Raw genomic sequence first — 18,054 nt, 5'->3', positions numbered from 1 at the left:
GGTGCCCAACGCGCGCCGGCGTTGCAGGAGAGCCCATGCAGACGCACGAATCACACAGCATCGAACAGCCACGCCGCGTGCTTTGGGCCACGAGCATCAGCTATGTCGTGGTGATCCTCGACACCTCGATCGTCAACGTCGCGCTGGAGCGTATCGGCGCGAGTCTTGCGGGCGGCGTGTCCGGGCTGCAGTGGGTCGTGAACGCCTATACGCTCACGTTCGCGAGTCTGCTGCTTTCAGGCGGCACACTCGGCGACCGGCTCGGCGCGCGCCCTGTCTATATGGCCGGCCTCGCGGTCTTCACCGCGGCCTCGGTGTTGTGTGGCGCCGCGCCGAGCCTCGCGCTCCTCACGCTCGGACGCGTGCTGCAAGGCATGGGCGCGGCGCTGCTCGTGCCCGCTTCGATGTCGCTCATCAACGGCGCGTGCGCCAACGCGCGCGAGCGCGCCGCCGCCTTCGGCGTGTGGGCCGGGATGGGTGGCATCGCGATGGCGGCGGGTCCGGTGCTGGGCGGCGTGCTGATCGGGCTCGTCGGCTGGCGCAGCATTTTCCTGCTCAACGTGCCGGTGTGCCTTGCAGGCATCGTCATGGCCGCGCGCGTGGCGCCGCAACCGCGAGGAGGCGTGCCGCGCAGGCTCGATCTCGCGGGCCAGACGGCGGCCATCGCGGCGCTGGCGCTGCTCAATGCGGCCATCATCGAGGCGCCTGCGTACGGCTGGCATGCACCGATCGTCGCGGGCGGTCTCGTGCTGGCGCTTGTGGCGGCGATCGCCTTCGTCGCGCTCGAAAAGCATCACGCGCAGCCGATGCTGCCGCTCGGCTTCTTCCGCGAGCCCGTGTTCAGCGCCGCCGTGCTGGTGTCGATGATTTCGGCGTTCACGTTCTACGGTCTGCTATTCGGACTGAGCCTCTATCTGCAGCAGGAGCGCGGCTATGCGCCGTTGCGCGCGGGCCTCGCTTTCTTGCCGCTCACGGTGATGGTGCCGCTCGGCAGTCTGCTTTCGCGGCGCGCAGTCGCGTGGCTTGGGCCGCGCGCGCTAGTTGCGCTCGCGTGCCTGCTCGCGGCAGCGGGCTACCTCAGTGCGGCCATCGGCGGCTCGACGGCGCGATACGGCTTGCTGGCCGTGCCGCTGCCGGCCATTGGTTTCGCCGCGAGCCTGATGATGCCCGCGTGCACGGCGGCGCTCATGGCGACAGTCGATCAGGGCCGCGCGTGCATCGCGGCTGGCGTGCTCAATGCCGCCCGGCAGACGGGCGCGGCGCTCGGCGTGGCCGTTGCGGGCGCGATGATCGCACGGCGCGCGTCGATCGGTGCGGGCATGCGTGTGAATCTGCTGATCGCCGCCGTGCTCTCGGCGGGCGCCGCGTGGGTGTGGTGGCGTGCGTGGTCCCACCGCGCCCATGCCGCCCAGCCGGGCGACGAAGCAAAGACGCGTGCCGCCAGGCAGGGAGCCTGAGTCCTCCCTGCGCGCGCCCCGAATCATTCGCTGTGAATTCTGGGATAAAGTGCCGTTGCATGCATCGCGCATTCGCGCGGGCCGTGCGCCATAGGAGGAGTTTGTCATGGCCGAGTACGGGCAACATCCCTCGTCGGTGCTGTCGCTCAAGAGCGCGCACGACTTCGACACGACGATCGCGCGCCTGAAGGCGGCGCTCGCCAAGGCGGGCGCGGATATCTTCGCCGACGTCGACCAGCGCGAAGCCGCCGAGACCGCCGGGCTGAGCCTGCGCCGCACGCGTCTGATCCTGTTCGGCAATCCGAAGGCCGGTACGCCCGTCATGGCGGCCAACCCGCACGCGGCGGTGGAACTGCCCCTGCGCATGGTGATCTGGGAAGACAACGAAGGGCACACGCGGCTCGACTATCGCGACGTCTCGCAGACGCTCGGCCCGCTCTACGGCATCGACACCGAAGTGCTCGTGCCGCTGCAGCGCGTGGTGGGGCTGCTGCAGGTTGCCGTGCAATAAACGGCCAACGCGACGCCGGCAAGTGAGCAAACCGGGCGAACTGGGCACCCATCTTCGGCGGATGCTTAACAAATTGACAGACGCGGCGCGCTTCGCTTAACGTAGGCGCCTTGCAGCTTCACCCGGCAAGCGGGTGAAGCGCGTTGCCCGCCGCTGCCTCGATCCGCCGATGACCTCCCGCGCAGAAGACCCCGACGATCCGCCACGCGATCGCGCCGGGGCGTCCGCTTCGACTTCCGTTTCTTCATCCACGCCTTCGCCCGCCGTATCCGGCGCGAAGCCAGCGCGACCCGAAAATCCGCACGATGCGGCGGTTGCGCAACACTGGCGGCGCAATCTCGCGGTCTGCGTGGTGGGATCGTTCACGACGCTCGTCGCCATGACCCTGATGCTGCCGTTCCTGCCGCTCTACGTGGAGGAGCTGGGCGTGCGCGGCCACGCAGCGATCGTGCAGTGGTCGGGCATCGCGTACAGCGCGACGTTCTTCACGGCCGCGCTCGTCGCGCCGGTGTGGGGGCGCCTTGGCGACCGCTACGGCCGCAAGCCCATGCTCGTGCGCGCGAGCCTCGGCATGGCGATCGCGATGTCGCTCATTGGCATGTCGCGCAACATCTGGCAGCTTGTCGCGCTGCGTCTGCTCGCGGGTTTCGCAGGCGGCTATTCGTCGGGTTCGACCATCCTCGTTGCGACACAAACGCCGCGTCACCGGTCGGCGTGGGCGCTCGGCGTGCTGTCGTCGGGCATCATGGCCGGCAATCTCATCGGGCCGCTGCTGGGCGGCGCACTGCCGCCGCTCATCGGCTTGCGCGCCACGTTCTGGGTGGCGGGCGCAACGATCTTCGCGGCCTTCATCGCGACCTGCGTGTTCGTGAAGGAAGCGCCGCGCCCCGCGCGCGTAGCGCATGCCGCGCACAAGGGCGGCTGGTCGGCGCTGCCCGACAAGCGCCCGATCGCCGCCATGCTCGTGACCGGCATGCTGCTCATGCTGGCCAACATGTCGATCGAACCCATCATCACCGTGTACGTGGCGACGCTCGTGCACGACCCCGCGCGCGTGACTTTCGTCGCGGGCCTCGCGATGTCGGCGGCGGCGCTCGGCAGCATCGTCGCGGCTTCTCGCCTCGGGCGCGTCGCGGACCGCGTGGGGCACGCGAAGGTGATCGTCGGCGCGCTCGCGGTCTCGGCCGTGCTGCTCGTGCCGCAGGCGTTCGTCACGGCGGGCTGGCAGCTCGTCGCGCTGCGCTTTCTCATGGGCGTGTCGCTCGCGGCGCTCCTGCCGTGCATCGCGACGGTCATTCGTCACAACGCGCCGGACCATGCCGCGGGCAGTGTGCTCGGCTATTCGGTGTCGGCGCAATTTGCGGGGCAGGTGCTCGGGCCGCTGATCGGCGGCTTCGTCGGCGGACATCTGGGCATGCGCGCCGTGTTCCTCGGCACGAGCCTGCTGATGCTGGCGGGCGCGCTGTTTACCTGGCGCGCCGTGGGTTTCGCCCGGCGCGCGTAAAGCGGCCCAGGCGGCGACTGCGGCGGCGACCACGCCGCGCGCAGGCATTCAACGATCGAAAGACGAGGGCGGCGGATCGTGCACGCCGCCGCTTCGGGCGTGCCGGCGCTCGATTAGCGGGCGCGGCCCAGTGGCCCAACAGCAGTGGCCCAACAGCAGTGGCCAAACCTCGGCAGCCAGATTTCAGTGACCGAAAAACACGTCGCAATCGGGACGCGGCCAGCACATCTTGCCCGTGCGGTGGCCCGAGGCGCTGTGCGTTTCGGGCGTGCCGCCGTACGACATGTCGGTGCTGGCCTGAGCCGAAGCGTCGGCGTCATCGGTCATCGTCTGATGGGCGCGCTCCTGCGAGGCAGGGTCTTCCTTCGCGCGCGCCGTGCCGGGCGCAACGGCGGCCACGGCCGCCACGCATATGGCGATCAATGCCAGGCGTAATGTCATATCAACCTCCTTTCTCGAGTTCGTGAGTGCGCCTTCGCGGCAATGACGAAGTCACTGCGGGATAACTGCGGAGCAACTCCGCGGCGAAGGTGCGCGCGAGCAAGAGGCCAAGCCTGAAGTCGCACACTCATCTGGAAAGTCGGGATGCCTGCGCGCAGCGCACGGCTGCCGAACGTCTTAGCTCACTACTCACGTAAGAAGCGCGCCCACGCATTCGGGGGCGGCACAGCGCGGCGCGACGCAAGAAGAAGGGGCGAGCGGGCGCGCAGAGAACATCCGCACTGTATTTCCAGTTATAGCTCGCGCCGCACGGAGTGCAATGGACCGAACCGGACCTCGCGCGCAGCCGCAATCCGGGGCCGAATCCACAGCTCAGCGCACACGGCTGCTTGCGCGATTCTTTCGGCGGTGAAATCCGATGAAAGTATTCGGAAATTAAACGTTCGCCGTGTAGTCATCTTGCGATGTTGTAATGCGCTCGCTCTGATGTAAGGCGCATGGGGGCCCGTGCGCAGAATCGATCGGGCCTCACTGAAGGCGTGGCGGCAGGGCGCACTTGTGCGCGCCGCGTCGGCAGGACTCTAAAAAGCAACTCAAACAATCGATGGAGCCTAACTACATGTTGTATCGCCGAGCATTACTCGCCCTGCCTTGTGCGGGCCTCGCTGCCGCGCTGTTTGCATGCGGCAGCAGCAATTCGAATCCGGGGACCTCTGCCGCCGCCGCGTCGGCGCAAGACACGTTGACGACGGCCACGCCGATCAAGCATCTCGTCGTGATCTACGGCGAGAACGTTTCGTTCGACCACTACTTCGCCACCTACCCGAACGCCACGAACCCGGGCGGCGAGCCGGCCTTCACGGCTGCTTCGGGCACGCCGACGGTCAACGGCCTCACGGGCGCGCTGCTCACGGCGAACCCGAACTCGAACACGACGCTCAACGGCACGGACGCCGCCAATCCGTTCCGCCTCGACCGCACCCAGGCCGCCACGGCCGACCAGAATCACGCCTACACGGCCGAGCAGCAGGCCGGCGACAACGGCGCACTCGACCTGTTCCCGAAGTACACGGGTAAGGGCACGAGCGGCGGCGCGGGCGCCTTCGGCACGAAGGGCCAGGTGATGGGCTATTACGACGGCAACACCGTCACGGCAATGTGGAACTATGCGCAGAAGTTCGCCATGAGCGATAACGCATGGACCACGACCTACGGTCCGTCGACGCCGGGCGCGCTCGAAGTCGTGTCGGGCCAGACCAACGGTCTCGAACTCGTGAACACGTCGAAGCAGCCTTCGACGGTTGCCACGCCCACGTACTACATCGAAGACGGCGCAGGCGGCCTGACGCTGATGGGCGACGTGGACCCGGGCTACGACACGTGCTCGAGCAAGACCGACCAGGGCATGATCAACGCGCAGAACATCGGCGACCTGCTGAACGCGCAGAAGATCACGTGGGGCGGCTTCATGGGCGGCTTCAACCTGCAGACGGTCAACGCGAACGGCACGACGGGCTGCCTGCGCAGCACGGTCGCGACGGCCGTGAATGCGGCGACTGCCGACTACAGCCCGCACCACAACTGGTTCCAGTACTTCAAGACGACGGCAAACCCGCAGCACTTGCGCCCGAGCTCGACGGCGGCCATTGGCTCGACGCTCGAAACGGACGGCAAGACGCTCGACCCGGCCAACCACCAGTACGACTCGGACGACTTCTTCGCGGCCGTGAAGGCGGGCAATTTCCCGTCGGTGAGCTTCCTGAAGGCGCCGGCTGCCCAGGACGCGCACGCGGGCTATTCGGACCCGCTCGACGAGCAGCAGTTCGTGACCAAGGTCGTGAACTTCCTGATGCAGCAGCCCGACTGGAAGAACACGGCAGTCGTCGTGACCTATGACGACTCGGACGGCTGGTACGACCACCAGTACATGGCGCCGGTGCATTCGTCGCTGAACGCGGCCGACCAGCTCAACGGCAACGCCGTGTGCGGCACGGGCACGCAGCCCACGGGTATCGCGGGCGCGCCGGTCAACGGCCGTTGCGGTCCGGGCACGCGCATTCCGTTCCTCGTGATCTCGCCGTGGGCGAAGGCCAACTACGTCGACCACACGTTCATCGATCAAGCATCGGTGGTGCGCTTCATCGAAGACAACTGGCTCGGCGGCGCACGCCTTGGCGGCGGTTCGTTCGACTCAGCCGCTGGCGACATGCGCGCGCTGTTCAACTTTGGCGGTACGGGTAATTTGCCGGTGTTGTATCTCGACGGCACGCTGGGCACGCAGTTGAGCTCCGCGCCGTCGATCTGAACGACGTCCGGCGCGAGTCCTGGCCGCCCGCACGCATAAGTCTCACGCGTGCAGGGCGGCCGGCCTCGCGCCGTTGTCACGTCGTGTGGCTCTCGCCGCGTTGCACGCCAGCTTTGATGTTCGCTGGCTGCTCGCGGCGTTCGGCTTTTCCTTCTCGTGGTATTACGCAAAGAAAGATCGAATCATGTCCGAGCTTTCCACTTCGCCTGGCTCCTCCTCACCCAAACCGCGCAGCGCGTCGAGCCCCGTGCGGCTCGTTCTGCGCGCCGTAGCCGCCGTGATCGCGCTCGGCGCACTGGGCTTTTGCGCCTACGCCGTGGCGTTTCCGGCCAACGTGCCGGACGCCGTGGGCGAGGTCGTCGAGAACCTGACCGGCGCGAATCCGCACCCCGTGGTGCTGCAGCGCCCGCCAGTCGCGCCGCTTTCGGCGATGGCGCAGCTCGGCAAGCAGCTTTTCTTCGACCCGGCGCTCTCGGGCTCCGGTCAGCAGTCCTGTGCTTCGTGCCATAGCCCCGAGCGTTCCTACGGTCCGCCCAACGGACACGACGTGCAGATGGGCGGCCTCGCGATGAACCAGCAGGGTTATCGCCCGCCGCCTTCGCTGATGTACCTGTACCGTCAGCCGAACTTCAGCATCGGTCCCGATCAGGGCGAAAACGACGACGCGCCGACGGTCGCGCAGCAGGCCACGGCCGCAGCCGATGTCGTGAAGTCGCAGAAGGTGGCGGGTGGCGCATCGACCTCCGTGGAGATGGTGCCGCAGGGCGGCCTCTTCTGGGACGGCCGCGCCGACACGCTGCAGCAGCAGGCGTACGGCCCGCTGCTCAATCCCGTGGAAATGGCGAACACGAGCATCGAACAGGTGGCGACGAAGCTCGCCAAAGCGCCGTACGCAAAGCACTTCACGGAGTTGTTCGGAGACCGAATCTTCAGCGACCCGAAGATGGCCGTGGCGGAGGCCATGTTCGCGATCTCGCGCTACCAGGTGGAAGATCAGTCGTTCCATCCGTATAACAGCAAGTACGACCGCTGGCTCGAAGGCCACGCGCGCCTCTCGCAAGCGGAGCTGCGCGGCCTGCGTCTGTTCAACGACCCGAACAAGGCGAACTGCGCGGGCTGCCACCTTTCGAAGCCCGGCAAGGACGGTCTGCCGCCCATGTTCACGGACTACCAGTACGAGGCGCTCGGCGTGCCGCGCAACAACAAGCTCGCGCAGAACCAGGACCCGCACTTCTTCGATCTGGGGGTATGCGGCCCGTTCCGTTCGGACTTCAAGGACCAGACGCAGTACTGCGGCATGTTCCTTACGCCCACGCTGCGCAACACGGCCACGCGCACGGTGTTCTTCCACAACGGCGTGTATCACAACCTCGACGACGTGATGGCGTTCTACAACGATCGCAACACGGACCCGGGCAAGTTCTATCCGCGCGGACCCGACGGCAAGATCGACAAGTACGACGATATTCCGCCGCCGTTCCAGAAGAACGTGGACGTGACCGATGCGCCGTTCGACCGCAAGTTCGGCGACAAGCCCGCGATGACGCAAAGCGACATTCAGGACATCATCGCGTTCCTCAAGACGCTCAACGACGATCCGGTGCCGTCGAAGCAGTGAGCGCGGGTGCGGGCCGCTACTTCGGCAAGCCGGCCGGGTAGCCGCCCGCATCCGTCACTGCGTGCCACCTCGCGCTTCAACGCGCACCCGTGCCGCCGACGAACCGCTCGATCGCAGCGATTGTCGGTCCCGGCGCTTCTTCCATGAGCCAGTGCCCCGCGCCCGGGATGACCACGCCTTGCACGTTCGTATCGACGAGCCGGGCCTGATCGATGAGGAACGTGCCGGAGGCCTTCTCCCCGGCCAGCACGAGCATGGGCATCGTGAGCGGCGTTTGCGCGAACGCCGCGAAATCGGCGGCGTCCTGCGGGAACGCGTGGAAGTATTCGAAGCCGGCCTTCATGCGGCCTGGTCGGGCGTAGGCAGCGGCATAGCGCTCGCGGTCCGCTTCGGGTACCGAGTGCTTCGGGTCCGCGGCGAAGTCATTCCAGAAGTGCTCGAAGTAGATGCGCTCGCGGCCGTCCACGAGCGCAAGCGGCGTGGACCCGTAGAAGTTGAAGTGCCACTTGTCGCGCAGCAGCCAGACCTTTTGCCAGTCGCCAACGCCGGGCAGGAAGGCGTCCATCAGTGTGATGCTCTCGACTTCGTCCGGATATTGCGCGGCGTACGCATACGCGACCATTAGCCCGATGTCGTGACCCACGAGCTTGACCTTGCGATAACCGAGGGCCTGGACCATTGCGTGGATGTCCTGCGCGAGCGTCTTTTTGTCGTAGCCGCTCGCCGGGATTGCCGAATTGCCCGCGCCGGGCAGATCCGGCGCGATCACGACGCGCTGCTCGCCCAGTTGCGTCATGAGCGGTTGCCACATATGGCTGGTCTCGGCATAGCCGTGCAGCAGCAGAACCGGGGTCGCGTCGTTCTGCGGGTTGCCCGCCTGCAGATAATGCAGGCGCAGGCCGTTCGCTTCGATGTCGTGTTGCGTAATGGCAGCGGCAACGCCAGCGGCAGCGGGTTGCGGGACGGTTGCCGACATCGAGGGCATGGCCGGCGCCAGCGCGGCAGCGCAGAAGAGGGCGGCGCCAAGCCGCTTGAGCAAGCGTAAGGGTTTCATCGCGGAACTCCGTGGGTTGTCTGAACGCGTTTGCGTTGGAACCCATGATCGTTCCGCTGGCACGGTTTGCCGTGCCACGGGGCTGATGCAGACGTTCGAAAGTATCGAACGAGTTAGCGGCGCGGCCCCAACGCGCGGCTACTTGCCCCCATGCGCAAGATGAATCGTGACGATCACCGCAGCGTCGTCGAGCGCTTCCAGCGCGTGCTTTTCGCCGCCGCCGAGCAGCAGCATGTCGCCGGCGTGCATGGTGCGCGGGTCGCCGTTCACGAAGAAGCGGATCACGCCTTCCACGCACTGCACCGTGATCTCGCCGGGCACGCTGTGCTCGGGCAGGCGCTTGCCTGCCGGCAGCACGATGCGCATGACTTCGAGTTGCTGCGCGCGGATCAGCGTCGTCGACTTCGCGTTCTTGAGCGCGCCGCCTAGCGGCCGTACGTCGAAGACTTCACCCGGCGCGGCATGGGGGATCGCCATGAGCGTCTCTCAAACGAGCTTCGCGTTGAGCGTGATCGTCGCGTTGTTGGCGAACAGCTTCGACACCGGGCAGTTCTCCTTGGCGCCCTTCGAAAGCTCGTCGAACTTCGCTTGATCGATGCCCGGAATCTTCGCGGTCATGTCGAGCTGGCAGCTCGTGATGGCGAAGCCTTCACCGACCTTGTCGAGCGTAACGGTCGATTTCGTCTCGATGCTCTCGGCCGTGAAGCCCGCCTGGGTCAGGAAGAGCGAGAAGGCCATGGTGAAGCAGCCCGCGTGGGCCGCGCCGATCAGCTCCTCGGGGTTGGTGCCGGGACCGCCTTCGAAGCGCGAGGCGAAGCCATAGGGTGCCTCTTTGAGCACGCCGGTTTGCGTCGAGATCGTGCCCTGACCGTCCTTGATGCCGCCGTGCCATTTTGCCGATGCCGTCTTTTGCATGATGTCGCTCCGCGAAGTTGGGTAACGATGTTGAGGTGAGGGACGTGCAGGGCGCGCAATTTGCATACCGCCGCACGCCCCGCGTGGTTGGGTTCAGGGTTTGGCCGGCGGCGTTTCGCCCGCGTACCAGGCGGCGGCCGCGTCGATTTCCTCGGGCGTCATGTTGCGCGCGATGTTGCGCATCTGCTCGGAAATGTCGTTATGGCGCGTGCCGTTCGCGAACGCGAGCAGTTGCGCCTTCGTGTACGCCGCGGGCAGGCCGTCGAGCCACGGGCTGCCGACCTTGCTGTCCACGCCGCCATGGCAGGACGCGCAGGCGGGAATATTGCGCAGCGGCGCGCCGTGCGCCACGATGCCGGGCGCGCCGCCATGCAGGTGCGCGATCGGCTGCAGCGAGGCGTAATAGGCCGCGAGGTCGCGCATGTCCTCGTCGGACAGGTCGCGCGCCATGGGCGACATCACCGCGTTCTGACGCGCGCCCGTCTGGAAGTCGTGCAGTTCCTTGAAGACCACGATGGCGAACTGGCCCGCCAGATTCGGCGAATTGGCCATGCTGATGCCGCGCGGGCCATGGCACATCGTGCAGCGCAAGGCGAGCGTCGCGCCGCGGCCAATCGAGAGGGAAGTCGCGCCGTCTAGCATGTGCGGCGTGAGTTCGACCTGGCTCAGCTGGTAGCCCGGAGCGACCGCCGATTCGACCGGATGCCACGAGCGCGGCACGCCGGCCGCGCTGCAGATCGCCGTCCAGATGCCCTGAAAATACGGGTCGCTCTTGGCGGAAGGCAGCCAGATGAAGCCGATCAGCACGGAGACGACGAACACGACGATCGTCGCGCCCACACCCGTGCGAAACCACACATTGCGAAACGAGAACAGGCGTTCGTCGCTCATCGCTGCGCTCCAATCGGGATCGCGGGCACGGCCGTTTCGGGCGTCGCCAGCAGCTGCGCGATCGGGTAGCCGTAGTTGGTGATCGTCAGGGCGATCATCAGCACGATCCACAGCCCGAAGCTATTGAGCGCCACCGGCAGCGTGGCCGACTCGTGCACCGGCTTGGCGAAGCGATATTCCTCGGGCGCGGCCGCCTCGCTGCGGTGACCCTGGAGCAGCACGACGAAGAACAGCACCGCCGAAATCACGAGGATCAGACCGCCAATTGCAGAAAGCACCACGAGCGCGCCCTGGCCCGCGAGCGCCGGGTCGCTGTAATCGTAGTAGGCCATGCGCCGCGGCATGCCCATGAGGCCGACCAGGTGCCACGGGAAGGTCGTGACGATCATGCCGATGAACCACAGCCAGAGCTGCCAGCGCATGAGGCGCCAGTTGTTGAGGGCGCGACCGGTGATCTGCGGCCACAGGTCGTAGGCGATGGCGAAGTACATGATGACGATCGCGCCGCCATAGATCAGGTGAAAGTGGCCCGTGATCCACTGCGTGTTGTGCACCGCCTGGTCGAGCTGGTAGCTCATGTTGATGAGGCCGCCCGCGCCGCCGAAGCCGAGCATGACGAACGAGAACGCCACGGCCAGCATTTGCGGGTTCTCCCACGGCAGCTTCGCGATCCAGCCGAACGGCCCCGTGCCGCCGCGCAGCCGCCCGGCGATTTCAACGGAAGCGCAGATCGTGAACACGGTGAGGAGCGTGGGCACCGAAACGAGCGCCGTGAACACCGACTGCACGAACTTGAAGCCCGAGCCCACCTGCGGATCGGTGAACAGGTGGTGCAGGCCGATCGGCATGGCCACCACGAGGAACAGGATGAACGAGATGCGCGCCATCACGTCGCTGTAGAGCCGGCCGCCAATCGCGCGCGGAATGATCGTGTAGTACGCGATATAGGCGGGCATGAGCCAGAAGTAGACGATGGCGTGCAGCGTCCAGGAGAAGAACACGCGCGCGAGGCCCGCGTCGATCGTATTGCGCCATCCGAAGGCCACGGGCAGGATCTGGAACAGCACTTCGATCGCCGCGCCCACCGCGGTCCAGCCCCAGAGGTAGGCGCCCGCCGTGGTCGCGAACATGGCGAGCGGCAGGGGTTTGCCGCGATTCTCGCGCTTCCATTTCGCGGTGTTCACGCCCATCAGCGCGACCCAGACCCACGAGCCCACTACGACGAGCACGACACCGAGGTAATAGAACACGTTGCCGATCATCGGCGGATAGAACGTGTAGAGCACTGAGGCGAGGCCGAGCGCGACGGGCACCGAGGCGGTGACGGAGCCGAGCGCGAGCAGGATGAAGCCGAGCCAGGCCCACTTCACGCCCACGAGCGGGCGCTTGAGCGCGAGTTCGCTGACCGCGTAGCCAAAGCCCATGGCGATGAGCGTGGGAAACACGTAGCCCATCACGGTGCCGTGCTCCGTGACCGAGCGGTAGTAAAGCTCGGGGTCGTTCAGCCACGGGTGCATGGGGCTGCGCACAAACATCTGCCACGCGCCGAGCAGCAGCGCCACGCCGAACACAATGAACGCGAGCCAGAAGTGGGCGAGTACGAGTCGCTTGTTATTTAACACAGCTAAGTCTCCGCGCTGAATTGCCTGCCTGGTTCGCCATCTGCATGAAGGCATCCTTGTCGATGACCTTCACGTGGGCCCACATGCCCTGGTGGCCCGTGCCGCAATATTCGTGGCACGGCATGAGGTGGTCGGCGGGTTTGTCGAAGGTCGTGCGGAACGTGGAGATGTAGCCCGGCTCGACCATCGAGTTCAGGTTGGTGTCCGTGACGAGAAAGCCGTGCACGACATCGGCGCTCGTTGCGCGGAACGTAATGGGCGTGTTGGCCGGCACGACGATGCATTGCGGCGTGAACGAGTACTGCTGCGCAAGAATGCGCACGGTCACGGAGCCGTCGGTTTCGACTGCGCTGCCGAGATTCGATTCGACGAATTCGCCGGACACGTGCAGCGTTTCCGGATTGACGAGTTCCACGCGCGAGGGCGGCATCATGGCCCAGTGCAGGCCCGTGAAGACCACCACGGCCACGAGCAGGGAGACGAACGCCACCATGAGCGTCGCCCAGCGGCGCTCCACGCGCGCGGCGACTTCGGCACTGGCATGGTTATCGAGCGGATTCGACATGAGGCCGGCCTTTTCTTGTCTGTCTGGTCTATTGGATGACGCCGCGCGGCAGGAACACGACGAAGTAGAAGACGAACCAGATCGCAGCCACGATCGCCGTGGCGATGCCCGCTACCGCGAGCGCGCCGCCCGGGCCGCTGGCCACGATCTCGTCGACCTGTTCGTGTTGCGGGCGCTCGCCCGGTTGTTCGGGTACGGGAGTTTCGATCATCGCAGCCTCAGAAAAGCGGCGCGGAACGCAGCGCGTTCACTTCATGTTCGGAAACCGGCGTGCCGTGGTTGCCCCACGCCGTGCGGATATACGTGACCACGGCCGCCACTTCTTCGTCGGAGAGCGACTGTGCGAAGGGCGGCATGCCATAGGGCATGGGGTTCTTTTGCGTGCCCGGCGCATAGCCGCCGTTGAGCACCATGCGGATGGGGTTCACGGCCGAGTTCATCTGAATGGACTGGTTGTCGGCGAGCGGCGGGAAATGCGGCGGCTTGCCCTGGCCTTGCGCCGCGTGGCACACCGCGCACTGCGACTCGTAAATCTTCTTGCCGAGCGGCACGAGGCGCGCGGCTTCCTCCGTCACGAAGGTGCTCTTGGGCGACTTGTCGACCTCGTTGTTGTGGCCCGGCAGCGACTTCAGATACACGGCCACGGCGCGCACGTCTTCTTCCGTGAGGTACTGGAAGCTGTCGTAGACCACTTCGGCCATCGGTCCGTACACGGCGCCGCGTTTCGACACGCCCGCGTGCAGCAGATCGACGATGTCCTCGATGCTCCAGTCGCCGAGGCCCGCTTCCTTGTTCGACGTGAGCGAAGGCGCATACCAGTTCTGCACGGGAATCAGGCCGCCCTGGAACTCCTTCGAGGCCGAGTTGCCGCCGAGCGCGTTGATGGCCGTATGACACATCGTGCAGTGGCCGAGGCCTTGCACGAGATACGCGCCGCGATTCCATTCTGCGGACTGCGTCGGGTCGGGCTTGAACTCGCCCTGGCGGAAGAACAGCGTGCGCCAGCCGAGCAGCAGCGCGCGCTTGTTATACGGGAAGCGCAGATCGTGCGGGCGGTTCTCGACGTGCACGGGCGGCGTGGAGAGCAGGTACGCGAAAATGGCGTCCGAGTCCGCGCGCGTGACCTTCGTGTACGACGCGAACGGCATGGCCGGATAGAGCAGCGTGCCGTCGCGCGATTTGCCCTCGTGCAGCATGCGGTAGAACTCGTCGGCGGTCCAGGCGCCGATGCCGAACGTCTTGTCCGACGAGATGTTTGGCGTATAAAGCGTGCCGAACGGCGTTTCCATTGGACGGCCGCCGCCGAACATCTGCTGGGAAGGCACCGTGTGACACGCAATGCAGTCGCCGGCGCGCGCGAGATATTCGCCGCGTGCGATCTGCTCGGCGTTGCTCGCGATCGGCTTCGCATTGGCCGCGGCGGCTGCCGCTGCGGCGCTTGCCGCGTTGGCTGCGTTCGCGCTGGGCGCGGCCGTTTGCGCGTGCGCGAGCCCGGCGCCCATGCAGAGCGTGAGCGCCGCGCACGACAGGCGAAGCGAAGTGGGGAGAAGGGATCGAAGTCTGCGCACGTCGAGGCCCCGGCTAGTTATGGACGCTGCCGCACGCGAGCGGCAGCGGCGAGGCCGCCGCTGGCGTCGTATCGGCAGGCGCGGGTTGCGACGAGAGCCACGCCGCGATCGCGGTGATGTCGCGGTCGGCGAGACGGCTGGCGATGTCGTGCATGCAGTCCGGCGCGGCGGCTCGGCGCGTGCCGTAGCGGAACGCGCCGAGCTGCGCGCTGATGTAGTTTGGATGCAGGCCCACGAGCCCCGGAATGGCCGGCTGCATGCCGGTGAGCGAGGCGCCGTGGCAGAGCGCGCAGGCGGGCACGTTGCGCTTGCTGTCGCCGTTCATGACGAGCGACTTGCCGAGCGCGAGCGTGGCCGCATCGACCGTGGGTTTGGCTGGCGGCGGATAGGGCGGGTGCTCCTGCGCGAAGAACTCCGCGATCTGCTTGAGGTAGGCGTCGGGCAGATACGCCAGCAGATAGTTCATGGGCGGATAGCTGCGGCCGCCGTCGCGGAAGGCGACGAGCTGGTTGAACAGGTAGCCGGCCGGCTTGCCCGCGAGACGCGGGAAGTAGTCGTTGTCGGTGCCTTCGCCGTGCGCGCCGTGGCAGGCCGCGCAACCCATCACGCGGGCCTGCATCGTGTCAGGCGCGGGCTCGGCGGGCGGCGCCGCGAAGAGCGGCGCCCAAGGCAGCGCGAGCGCAAGGATGAGGAAGACGATGCGGTTTCTCAATGATTCCCTCGGTACGGAATGTGACTACACAAACGCGTTGCGATTCGATATCAGTTGAGGCGTCGTCCGTGGGGATTCTGGTTTTCTTTGACGGCCGGGCGCGCACCTTGTTGTGGAGATTATCGGAGAACGCCGACTTGTGCAGCCAGGATGCGCAAATAAATTCGCTCCGATCGCAGCGTAACGATATGTTTGCTAACACAACGACATGCGCGTCTCATTGCGAAAAGACGAGGCGTGAATTGCATCGGAATGCGAAATAAAATGAGGATCATTTCGTGGGCGAACCTGTGTGGTGTTCAGGCCGTCTCGCGCGCAGTCCATCGCGCAGTCATAGGATGTCCTCAGTCGCTTGTGCACAGGCTTTTCCTGTGGTTGTCCGACAACGTATAATGCAGCGATATACGCATATCGAGCCAAGGAGAGCCACATGGCGGAGTCGCTTGCCACGCCCATCGCCGCGCGTAGCCGCAATCTCGCCGAGCAGGTCGTCAACTTCATCAACGAACAGATCGCCACGCGCGCGCTGAAGCCCGGCGACAAGCTGCCCACCGAAAGCAACCTCATGACGCAACTGGGCGTGAGCCGCACGGTGGTGCGCGAGGCCATTTCGCGTTTGCAGGCCATGTCGGTGATCGAAACGCGTCACGGCATCGGCAGCTTCGTGCTGGAGCCGCGTCGCGAGCCGCTCGATCTCGACGTCGTGCCGGCCAGCACGCTGGACGATGTGCTGTCCGTGCTCGAGCTGCGCATCAGCCTCGAAACGGAGGCCGCGGGTCTTGCCGCGCAGCGTGCGAGCGAGCGCGACCTGGCCGGCATGCGCGCCGCGCTCGACGCACTCGACGTCGTGATCCGCTCGGGCGGCGACAGCTCGGGCGCCGACCTCGAATTTCACGTCTCGGTGGCGCGCGCCACGGGCAACCGCTATTTCGTCGATATCCTCACGCAAATGGGCGCGGCATTGATCCCGCGCCGTCGCGTCGATTCGGCGGGCATTGCGCATCGCGATCCGCAGGCTTACGCCGAACTCGTGAACCGCGAGCACGAAAGCATTTTCGACGCGATTGCCCGCCACGATCCCGAAGGCGCGCGTGCGGCCATGCGCATGCATCTGTCGAGCAGCCGCGAGCGGCTGCGCCGTGCGGCGGCGGAGTCGGGGGGAAAGGCGTAGGGCGCTTGAACTTCGAGCGCGCATGAAAAAACAGCGGCCAAGGCCGCTGTTTTCATTGACATCAACGAAAGAAGGCGATTAGCCGCGCACGAGTTCGCCGTTCTTGCGGCGCCAGAGGTCGAGCGGATTGGCGTCCGCGAGCGCCTGCGGCAGCAGCTCGGCGGGGAAGTCCTGATAACAGACCGGACGCAGGAAGCGCTCCATCGCGCTCGTGCCCACCGACGTCGCGCGGCTGTCGGACGTGGCCGGGAACGGGCCGCCGTGCACCATTGCGTGCGTGACCTCCACGCCGGTCGGAAAGCCGTTCACGAGCAGGCGGCCGGCCTTGCGCTCGAGAATCGGCACGAGGCGCATGGCGGCGGGCACGTCGCTGCGATCCATCTGGATCGTCGCGGTGAGCTGGCCCGCGAAGTGCTCGGCCACCGCGAGCAGTTCGGCTTCGTCCTTGCAGCGCACGAGCGTCGAGGCCGGGCCGAACACTTCGTCTTCGAGCGCGGGCTGCGCGAGGAAGGTTTGCGCATCGGTCACGAACAGGGCGGCGAACGCCTGGTTCGGGCCGCTCGCGGGCTGGCCTTGCGCGAGCGCGCTCACACCCTGGGTTTCGGCGAGACGCCGCGCGCCTTCTTCATACGCGGCATGGATACCCGACGTGAGCATGGTCTGCGCGGGCTTCACGCCCAGCGCCTGCGCGGCGGCCTGCGCGAACTGGTCGAGCGCCGGACCTTCGATGCCGATCGCCAGACCCGGATTCGTGCAGAACTGGCCCGCGCCGAGCACGAGCGAATCGACGAAGCCCTGCGCGATGGCCGCGCCGCGAGCCGCGAGCGCTTCGGGCAGCAGGAACACGGGATTGATGCTGCTCATTTCCGCATAGACGGGAATCGGCTCGGGGCGGTTCGCGGCGATGCGCATGAGCGCCGTGCCGCCCGCGCGCGAGCCGGTAAAGCCCACGGCCTTGATGGCCGGGTGCGCCACGAGCGCTTCGCCCACGGTGCGGCCCGCGCCGACGATGAGCGAGAACACGCCTTCTGGCAGCCCCATCTCCTGCACGGCTTGCTGGATCACGCGGCCGACCATCTCCGAAGTGCCGAGGTGCGCGCCGTGCGCTTTGACGACCACCGGGCAGCCCGCCGCGAGCGCCGCCGCCGTGTCGCCGCCCGCCACCGAGAACGCGAGCGGGAAGTTGCTCGCACCGAACACCGCGACCGGGCCGAGCGCGATTTTCTGCAGACGCAGGTCGGCGCGCGGCAGCGGCTTGCGCTCGGGCAGGGCGGCGTCGAGCGTGGGTGTGAGCCACAGGCCCTGGCGCACTTCCTGTGCGAACAGCTTCAGCTGACCAACGGTGCGGCCGCGCTCGCCTTCGAGGCGCGCCTTGGGCAGGCCGGTTTCCGCGTGGGCGCGTTCGGTGAGTGCGTCGCCCAGCGCGGCAATGCCGTCGGCGATGCGTTCGAGGAACGCCGCGCGCACGGCGAGGGGCAGCGTGCGGTAGGCGTCGAACGCTTCGGCGGCGAGCCGGCAGGCGGCGTCGACGTCGGCTGCCGTGCCGCTGCCGAAGGCCGGCGCGGGGATCGCTTCGCCCGTGGCGGGATTGAAAGCCGCGAGCGGCTTTTCCGAGCCGCGCACAGCGCGGCCTCCAATGAGCATGTCGCCAGTGATTTGCATGTCGTCTCCGAGTTTCGTTGCAGTGATGGTTACCATGAGTTAAGTCATCGTACAACTA

17 protein-coding genes are annotated in these 18,054 nt (G+C 66.6%); 6 read left to right on the top strand and 11 right to left on the bottom strand.

The features are described from left to right. The first annotated feature begins 35 nt into the window (after positions 1-35). The 3 genes from U5A65_RS12900 (at position 36) to U5A65_RS12890 (ending at position 3,472) form a co-directional block, all read left to right on the top strand. Entirely contained in the window at positions 36-1,457 is a 1,422-nt protein-coding gene (locus U5A65_RS12900) for an MFS transporter (RefSeq protein ID WP_321915434.1), read from the top strand. Between the two features lie 106 nt (positions 1,458-1,563). Continuing rightward, positions 1,564-1,968 (top strand): DUF302 domain-containing protein, encoded by a 405-nt coding sequence (locus tag U5A65_RS12895; RefSeq protein ID WP_321915433.1) that lies wholly within the window; start codon positions 1,564-1,566, stop codon positions 1,966-1,968. Between the two features lie 169 nt (positions 1,969-2,137). Next, a complete protein-coding gene (locus U5A65_RS12890; RefSeq protein ID WP_415764760.1) occupies positions 2,138-3,472 on the top strand; it encodes a multidrug efflux MFS transporter in 1,335 nt (444 codons plus the stop codon). A gap of 183 nt (positions 3,473-3,655) precedes the next feature. On the opposite strand, the gene U5A65_RS12885 is transcribed toward U5A65_RS12890, so the two are convergent. After that, positions 3,656-3,913 carry a hypothetical protein gene (locus U5A65_RS12885; RefSeq protein ID WP_321915432.1) on the bottom strand — a complete coding sequence of 86 codons (258 nt, stop codon included), beginning with the start codon at positions 3,911-3,913 and terminating at the stop codon, positions 3,656-3,658. Between the two features lie 622 nt (positions 3,914-4,535). On the opposite strand from U5A65_RS12885, the gene U5A65_RS12880 reads away from it, so the two are divergent. After that, complete coding sequence (locus tag U5A65_RS12880; protein WP_321915493.1) at positions 4,536-6,218, top strand: alkaline phosphatase family protein; 1,683 nt, start codon at positions 4,536-4,538, stop codon at positions 6,216-6,218. 184 nt (positions 6,219-6,402) lie between these two features. After that, positions 6,403-7,836, top strand: coding sequence for a cytochrome-c peroxidase (locus U5A65_RS12875; RefSeq protein WP_321946481.1), 1,434 nt, complete (start codon positions 6,403-6,405; stop codon positions 7,834-7,836). Between the two features lie 76 nt (positions 7,837-7,912). On the opposite strand, the gene U5A65_RS12870 is transcribed toward U5A65_RS12875, so the two are convergent. From U5A65_RS12870 to U5A65_RS12830, 9 genes are all read right to left on the bottom strand, one after another. Next, the gene (locus U5A65_RS12870; RefSeq protein ID WP_321915430.1) at positions 7,913-8,890 is read right to left on the bottom strand and encodes an alpha/beta hydrolase; all 978 of its coding nucleotides are present in this window, start codon (positions 8,888-8,890) and stop codon (positions 7,913-7,915) included. A gap of 138 nt (positions 8,891-9,028) precedes the next feature. After that, the gene (locus U5A65_RS12865) at positions 9,029-9,367 is read right to left on the bottom strand and encodes a cupin domain-containing protein (protein ID WP_321946480.1); all 339 of its coding nucleotides are present in this window, start codon (positions 9,365-9,367) and stop codon (positions 9,029-9,031) included. Positions 9,368-9,376: 9 nt separating this feature from the next. After that, positions 9,377-9,805 carry an OsmC family protein gene (locus tag U5A65_RS12860; protein ID WP_321915428.1) on the bottom strand — a complete coding sequence of 143 codons (429 nt, stop codon included), beginning with the start codon at positions 9,803-9,805 and terminating at the stop codon, positions 9,377-9,379. A 93-nt stretch (positions 9,806-9,898) separates the two neighbouring features. After that, positions 9,899-10,696: a c-type cytochrome gene (locus U5A65_RS12855; RefSeq protein WP_321946479.1), complete on the bottom strand. Its 798-nt coding sequence runs from the start codon at positions 10,694-10,696 to the stop codon at positions 9,899-9,901. Further along, the gene (locus U5A65_RS12850) at positions 10,693-12,318 is read right to left on the bottom strand and encodes a cbb3-type cytochrome c oxidase subunit I (RefSeq protein WP_321915426.1); all 1,626 of its coding nucleotides are present in this window, start codon (positions 12,316-12,318) and stop codon (positions 10,693-10,695) included. The genes U5A65_RS12855 and U5A65_RS12850 overlap by 4 nt, the downstream gene beginning before the upstream one ends. Beyond that, positions 12,308-12,883: a cytochrome C oxidase subunit II gene (locus U5A65_RS12845; RefSeq protein WP_233885424.1), complete on the bottom strand. Its 576-nt coding sequence runs from the start codon at positions 12,881-12,883 to the stop codon at positions 12,308-12,310. The genes U5A65_RS12850 and U5A65_RS12845 overlap by 11 nt, the downstream gene beginning before the upstream one ends. A gap of 28 nt (positions 12,884-12,911) precedes the next feature. Then, the gene (locus U5A65_RS12840) at positions 12,912-13,094 is read right to left on the bottom strand and encodes a hypothetical protein (protein WP_158759912.1); all 183 of its coding nucleotides are present in this window, start codon (positions 13,092-13,094) and stop codon (positions 12,912-12,914) included. A gap of 7 nt (positions 13,095-13,101) precedes the next feature. Next, complete coding sequence (locus U5A65_RS12835) at positions 13,102-14,385, bottom strand: c-type cytochrome (RefSeq protein WP_321946731.1); 1,284 nt, start codon at positions 14,383-14,385, stop codon at positions 13,102-13,104. 79 nt (positions 14,386-14,464) lie between these two features. Next, on the bottom strand, positions 14,465-15,070 hold the full coding sequence (locus tag U5A65_RS12830; protein WP_321915491.1) for a c-type cytochrome: 606 nt from the start codon (positions 15,068-15,070) through the stop codon (positions 14,465-14,467). Between the two features lie 523 nt (positions 15,071-15,593). On the opposite strand from U5A65_RS12830, the gene U5A65_RS12825 reads away from it, so the two are divergent. Then, positions 15,594-16,334 (top strand): FadR/GntR family transcriptional regulator, encoded by a 741-nt coding sequence (locus U5A65_RS12825; RefSeq protein WP_321937178.1) that lies wholly within the window; start codon positions 15,594-15,596, stop codon positions 16,332-16,334. A gap of 78 nt (positions 16,335-16,412) precedes the next feature. Here U5A65_RS12825 and U5A65_RS12820 read toward each other — a convergent pair whose 3' ends face one another. Beyond that, positions 16,413-17,996, bottom strand: coding sequence for an aldehyde dehydrogenase (NADP(+)) (locus U5A65_RS12820; protein ID WP_321915423.1), 1,584 nt, complete (start codon positions 17,994-17,996; stop codon positions 16,413-16,415). Positions 17,997-18,054 lie beyond the last annotated feature (58 nt).

Origin of the sequence: Paraburkholderia sp. J10-1, assembly GCF_905220165.1 — a bacterium.
Lineage (GTDB): Bacteria > Pseudomonadota > Gammaproteobacteria > Burkholderiales > Burkholderiaceae > Paraburkholderia.
The sequence above is the reverse complement of the archived record's forward strand: the minus strand, read 5'-3'. Positions and strand labels throughout refer to the sequence as shown.

What these genes read in the sequence shown, in the direction of transcription:
- U5A65_RS12835 (WP_321946731.1), bottom strand. Translation starts at nt 14,385, where the DNA reads ATGGGCGCCGGGCTCGCGCACGCGCAAACGGCCGCGCCCAGCGCGAAC.
- U5A65_RS12870 (WP_321915430.1), bottom strand. Translation starts at nt 8,890, where the DNA reads ATGAAACCCTTACGCTTGCTCAAGCGGCTTGGCGCCGCCCTCTTCTGC.
- U5A65_RS12830 (WP_321915491.1), bottom strand. Translation starts at nt 15,070, where the DNA reads ATGCAGGCCCGCGTGATGGGTTGCGCGGCCTGCCACGGCGCGCACGGC.
- U5A65_RS12885 (WP_321915432.1), bottom strand. Translation starts at nt 3,913, where the DNA reads ATGACATTACGCCTGGCATTGATCGCCATATGCGTGGCGGCCGTGGCC.
- U5A65_RS12845 (WP_233885424.1), bottom strand. Translation starts at nt 12,883, where the DNA reads ATGTCGAATCCGCTCGATAACCATGCCAGTGCCGAAGTCGCCGCGCGC.
- U5A65_RS12900 (WP_321915434.1), top strand. Translation starts at nt 36, where the DNA reads ATGCAGACGCACGAATCACACAGCATCGAACAGCCACGCCGCGTGCTT.
- U5A65_RS12855 (WP_321946479.1), bottom strand. Translation starts at nt 10,696, where the DNA reads ATGAGCGACGAACGCCTGTTCTCGTTTCGCAATGTGTGGTTTCGCACG.
- U5A65_RS12820 (WP_321915423.1), bottom strand. Translation starts at nt 17,996, where the DNA reads ATGCAAATCACTGGCGACATGCTCATTGGAGGCCGCGCTGTGCGCGGC.
- U5A65_RS12825 (WP_321937178.1), top strand. Translation starts at nt 15,594, where the DNA reads ATGGCGGAGTCGCTTGCCACGCCCATCGCCGCGCGTAGCCGCAATCTC.
- U5A65_RS12890 (WP_415764760.1), top strand. Translation starts at nt 2,138, where the DNA reads ATGACCTCCCGCGCAGAAGACCCCGACGATCCGCCACGCGATCGCGCC.
- U5A65_RS12875 (WP_321946481.1), top strand. Translation starts at nt 6,403, where the DNA reads ATGTCCGAGCTTTCCACTTCGCCTGGCTCCTCCTCACCCAAACCGCGC.
- U5A65_RS12895 (WP_321915433.1), top strand. Translation starts at nt 1,564, where the DNA reads ATGGCCGAGTACGGGCAACATCCCTCGTCGGTGCTGTCGCTCAAGAGC.
- U5A65_RS12840 (WP_158759912.1), bottom strand. Translation starts at nt 13,094, where the DNA reads ATGATCGAAACTCCCGTACCCGAACAACCGGGCGAGCGCCCGCAACAC.
- U5A65_RS12860 (WP_321915428.1), bottom strand. Translation starts at nt 9,805, where the DNA reads ATGCAAAAGACGGCATCGGCAAAATGGCACGGCGGCATCAAGGACGGT.
- U5A65_RS12865 (WP_321946480.1), bottom strand. Translation starts at nt 9,367, where the DNA reads ATGGCGATCCCCCATGCCGCGCCGGGTGAAGTCTTCGACGTACGGCCG.